General features: G+C 71.8%; 2 protein-coding genes. Both read right to left on the bottom strand.

From position 1 onward, the window contains the following. Positions 1-64: 64 nt before the first annotated feature. Positions 65-1,009 (bottom strand): copper transporter, encoded by a 945-nt coding sequence (locus AC1DP0_RS20915; RefSeq protein WP_478088315.1) that lies wholly within the window; start codon positions 1,007-1,009, stop codon positions 65-67. After that, on the bottom strand, positions 1,006-2,187 hold the full coding sequence (gene steA, locus AC1DP0_RS20910) for a putative cytokinetic ring protein SteA (RefSeq protein WP_478088313.1): 1,182 nt from the start codon (positions 2,185-2,187) through the stop codon (positions 1,006-1,008). Before steA ends, AC1DP0_RS20915 begins: the two co-directional genes overlap by 4 nt. Positions 2,188-2,363: the final 176 nt, after the last annotated feature.

Genomic DNA, 2,363 nt, shown 5'->3' with positions numbered 1-2,363 from the left:
GCCGACGCGATCGCGGCAGCGAGCGACGCGACGGCGGACGACCCCGCGTGTCGACGGCTCCGCGTCACGGGAGCACCCGCGGGACGCGGGCGGTCGCACCCGGGGCGATGCCGTAGTGGCCGATCTTCTGGTCGAGCGCATCCTCGACGGCGAGCACGACCGTCGCCGGGCCGTTGCCGGCGCGGGCGTGGTCCACGCTGGAGATGATCTGGGCGGTGTCCGACTTCTCGCGAACCGCCTGCACCGCGTTGGACGTCTCGGCCTGCCCGGCGGCGGCGAGGGTGTCGCCCCCGGCGACGACCGTGGCGCGAGAGGACCCGGCGAGCGCGGTGACCAGGGATCGGATGGCGTCGGACCGCGCCGTCACGACCGGCTCGGTGCCGGCGTAGTCGCCGGACACGACGACGGCGAGGTCCGACGGCGCGAGCTCGGCCACGGTGCTGTCGAGCAGGTTCGCGTCGACAAGAACCTTGAGGGCGGCTGAGCGCTGGGGCGACGGGCCGGTGCCGCCCGTCGAGACCGTGAGGTCGGTGAGGACCTGGAGCAGCAGGGCGTCACCCGTCGCGGACGAGCTGAGCCCGAGCGTGGTCGCGGCGTCGTGTGCGGCCTTCGCTCGGACGCTCGACTGACTCGGGTCGAACCAGTCGGGGCTGATCGTGACGGTCCCGGCCAGTGCGGCGCCGCCCTGGGTCACGACGTCCTCGAGGTTGCTCACCATGGTGCCGTCTGCAGACGGCATGACGACCACGACCGCACGGTGACCAGTGAGCCGGCCACGGACGATGCGGGACTGGACGGCCGCCGCGTACTCGTCGGAGCCGTCGACGAGCTTCTCACTCACCGTGAGCTTGTCGTTGAGGGTCTGCTTCTCGGTGCGCAGCGCGGCGACCTGGTCACTGAGCTGGTCGCCGAGGTTCCCCTGGAGCGGACCTGCCCCGAGGACGATGCCGACCGCGAGTGCGAGGAAGACCGAGATGATCGAGACGAGGTGGTAGCGGAAGTCGATCACGTGAAGATCCCAACGATGGCGGTCCGGAGGTCGTCCCATCGGGCGGCGAGGACCTGCAGCCACGCCTGGCCGGCGGGAGTCGACGCCAGCGCGGCGATGAAGGCCAGCAGGCCGACGAGGAGCATGGTCACGAGCAGGCGGCCCGGGATCCGGGTTCGATAGAGCTGGCTGACGCCCTTGGCGTCCACGAGCTTGCCGCCGACGCGAAGGCGCGTCAGGAAGGTCGAGGCCTGGCCGTCGCGACCCTTGTCGAGGAACTCCACCAGGGTGACGTGGGTGCCGACGGCGACGATGAGCTCGGCCCCGGAGTCGTCGGCGAGGAGCATCGCGACGTCCTCGCTCGTGCCTGCGGCGGGGAAGACGACCGGGGTGATCCCGAGTGCCTCGACGCGGGCGAGTCCCGGGGCCCGGCCGTCGCGGTAGGCGTGGACGACGATCTCGGCGCCGCAGCGCAGGGCCTTGTCGGAGACGGAGTCCATGTCGCCGACGATGAGGTCCGGCCTGTGGCCGGCCTCGAGAATGGCGTCGGCGCCACCGTCGACCCCGACCAGGATGGGGCGGTACTCCCGGATGTACGGCCGCAGCGCCTCGAGGTCCTCGCGGTAGTGGTAGCCGCGCACCACGATGAGGCAGTGACGACCGTCGATCTCGGTCGTGATCGGCGGCACCCCGACGCCGTCCAGCAGGAGGTCGCGTTCCTTGCGGATGTACTCCATCGTGTTGGTCGCGAACGCCTCGATCTGCACGGCGAGGCCGGCTCGCGCCTCGTGCATCTGGGTCTGGACGGCCCGGGCGTCGAGCAACGTCCCCGTGGCCACCCTGGTCTCGCCCTGCCAGAGGTCGGCACCGTCGATCCGCAGCGGCTGGCCGTCCGAGAGGGTCATGACCTCCGTGCCCGCGGCATCGAGCACCGGGATGCCGGCCTCGACGAGGATCTGCGGGCCGAGGTTCGGGTAGCGACCACTGATCGAGGCACTGGCGTTGACCACCGCTGCCGGGCGCACCGCGACGAGGGCGTCGGCGCTGACCTTGTCGAGGTCGGCGTGGTCGATGACGGCGATGTCGCCGGGCTGGAGGCGCTTGGTCAGCGACTTGGTCCGCCGATCGACGCGCGCGCTGCCGACGACGCCGGGACCGGGGTCGTGCGCACGGGGACGGCGGCGGATGGGAAGAGCCATGATGCCCTCAATCGTGCCACGTCGGGATTTGAGGAGCCCATCGGTCCGCGGCCACGCCGGCGGACACGTGCCCATCGCCGAGGAAGACCTACCGGTGGCTGATCCGCGCGCCACCGGTCTGCTCGAGCAGGTCGCCGGCGTGCGCCAGACCGGCCTCGGAGTCGGGGTCGCCGCCC

The organism is Terrabacter sp. P5_B1 (genome assembly GCF_056400505.1).
The sequence above is the reverse complement of the archived record's forward strand: the minus strand, read 5'-3'. Positions and strand labels throughout refer to the sequence as shown.